Below are 2,426 nucleotides of genomic sequence, written 5' to 3'. Positions count from 1 at the left end.
AAAAAAACTTGCAATGAAATACTTGACTGAAAGCTTAAAGAAAGTAGAGCAAGACCTTGCTTATTTTGTATCCCCTGAAAATAAAGATGGGTTTATTAAGGAATTTGCATCATGGGTCTATGGTGAGTGGTCAAAGAATGATTTCTATGAAACCGATATTGTAGATTTAGGCTATGATTGTTCTTCGTACCCTGAAAAAACGAATCAATCACTCTCCGATAAATGCCCCACCTATGCTGATTTTATTAATGCAAATACAGGCTTTTCTGAATGTACTCACGTTTCAGGACAAGGTATGCGCTGTCAAGAATATGAGGAAAAATTATTAGAGATTTTTGGTGATGCTTGCGCTAAAAAACTAGATGATTTAGTAGAGCTATATCAACTAGAAGTGCCTGAAAAATACAAAAAATTTGCAGAAAATATTAGTGAACTAATTTTCCTTGAAGTTGTTGATCATCATGAGGATTCAGAACTTTATGAGGTTTGTGACGATATTTTATTAAAATATAATCAGCTAGGAGTCGCATCATCCCCTTATACATGCCCTATCTGTGGATGGGATGAAGACAATGATCTAGCCATATATTGTGATGAATCCATATTTAAAGACTATACACTTGAGGATTTCAAGAAGTTAGCGGAGATTGATTAATGTATTCTCCTGCTAAATTCGGTGAAATGATTGGGAAGTCGGTTAAAACTCTACAAAGATGGGATGCCGAAGGTATTTTGGTTGCATGTCGAAATCCTAAAAATCGCAGATACTACACGCACGATCAATACCTTGAATATATCGGTATAAAAGCAACGGAAGCTAAATCGTCAGTAATTGTTTATTCAAGGGTATCTAGTGTTGCTCAAAAGCCCGATTTAGCTAATCAGGTGTCAGCTTTAGAAACTTTTTGTACTGTAAATGGCTATGCTGTTGATGATTGGGTGTCAGAGATTGGAAGTGGTTTGAATTATAAAAGAAAGAAATTCAATCAGCTTTTTCTTGATATTGAAATGGGTAAAGTTTCAATGCTTGTCATCGCTCACAAAGACCGTTTGGTGCGTTTTGGTTTTGAGTGGTTTGAATCTTTTGCTGAAAGACATGGTTGTAAAATTATTATTATGAATCAAGAATCTCTTTCCCCAACGGAAGAAGTAACTCAAGACCTGTTAGCGATTATTCATTGTTTTTCTTCTCGACTTTATGGATTAAGAAAATACAAAGAAAAAGTTAAAGAATTAGTGAATAGTAAGGAATAACTTTTTGAAACTAACACGCATCCATCACTGTAAAAACTTGAATGTGCAAAAGTACAAGCAACTTGAAAAACAAGCTGTTTTACTTGGTCGTGTTCGTAGCGAAGTGTGGGCTAAATATGGTGCTGTTGCAGGTTTAAATATCAGCGACAGAACCATTCGTGATGCGTGGATGAAAGAAAGTCGTGACTTTGGTGTTTCTGCAAATGCGTGGAAAGAAACGCTACGTGATTGCGTAGGTGATATTAAAGCCTATCGAGAAGCATCAAAAGACAAAGTAAAGCAGGCGATCCGAAAACGCACCTCCTGTAATAATGAACAAAAAAGACTATACACCTTGCTTAAAAAAGATGAATGGATGACTGATAATTTCCTCCATCGTCAAATGCGTAATCACTTTAAGCATGGTGTTAATCACACACATAATCAAATTATTGTTCGTGCGGATATGTGTAAAACCTTTGAGCTAAACGGTCAATGTTGGCTTAAAGTGCCAAGTCTAGTCCCTCGACAAACCATTAAAATTCCACTAAACACCACTGTTGATTTTGCGCCACAAGGCACACTTAGAATCATTCTAAAAAACGGTAATGTTGAAGTTCACTCAACTTATGATGCAGTTGAAACACAGGATTGTGGTCAGGAAACCGTAGGTGTTGATAAAGGTTATTCAGAAGCCTTTGTGGATTCTGATGGTGAAGTATATGGCAATGGTTTAGGTAAATTGATCTCAAGTGAATCAGACTACCTAAATCAAAAGTACAAACGTAGAAATAAGCTCAGAGCGATTTCTAAAGCCAAACCGCACAAGAAACAGAAAATTGAGTTAAATAATCTAGGTCGCAAGAAGCTAGATAAAAGGCAAGATGCTCAGAAAGCAAAGCTCAAGACATTGATATTTACAGCAACTCACAAGTTGGTTGATAAAGCCAAAGTGATTGTTGCGGAGGATTTAACCGCACCAATCCAAAGTAAGCGTAGCTATGGTAAAAATACCAATAGACGTTTAAACACATGGGTTAAAGGCTTATTAGCCGATGCCCTAACAGGTATATCTCACCGTAGAGGTTCTACGGTGCATCTAGTCAATTCTGCATACACTTCGCAAAGTGATTCTTTCTTACGTGGGCTTTTAATAGGCACACGCAAGGGAGATCGCTTTCATCGTTTTAATG

Annotated in this window: 3 protein-coding genes; all 3 read left to right on the top strand. The window is 36.9% G+C overall.

All coding sequences use genetic code 11. From position 1 onward, the window contains the following. On the top strand, window positions 1-655 hold a 655-nt coding region (locus tag FTV30_RS15860), incomplete at its 5' end, for a hypothetical protein (RefSeq protein WP_257228938.1). Continuing rightward, entirely contained in the window at window positions 655-1,254 is a 600-nt protein-coding gene (locus FTV30_RS15855) for an IS607 family transposase (protein ID WP_004280831.1), read from the top strand. The genes FTV30_RS15860 and FTV30_RS15855, both read left to right, overlap by 1 nt. A 4-nt stretch (window positions 1,255-1,258) precedes the next feature. Further along, the coding region (locus tag FTV30_RS15850; RefSeq protein WP_180001906.1) for a transposase at window positions 1,259-2,426 on the top strand (1,168 nt) is incomplete at its 3' end.

The sequence above is a fragment of the Acinetobacter sp. YH12255 genome, assembly GCF_013417355.1.
Taxonomy (GTDB): Bacteria; Pseudomonadota; Gammaproteobacteria; order Pseudomonadales; family Moraxellaceae; genus Acinetobacter; species Acinetobacter pseudolwoffii.
The sequence above is the reverse complement of the archived record's forward strand: the minus strand, read 5'-3'. Positions and strand labels throughout refer to the sequence as shown.

Coding starts and splice junctions, on each gene's coding strand:
- FTV30_RS15855 (WP_004280831.1), top strand. CDS start 655: ATGTATTCTCCTGCTAAATTCGGTGAAATGATTGGGAAGTCGGTTAAA.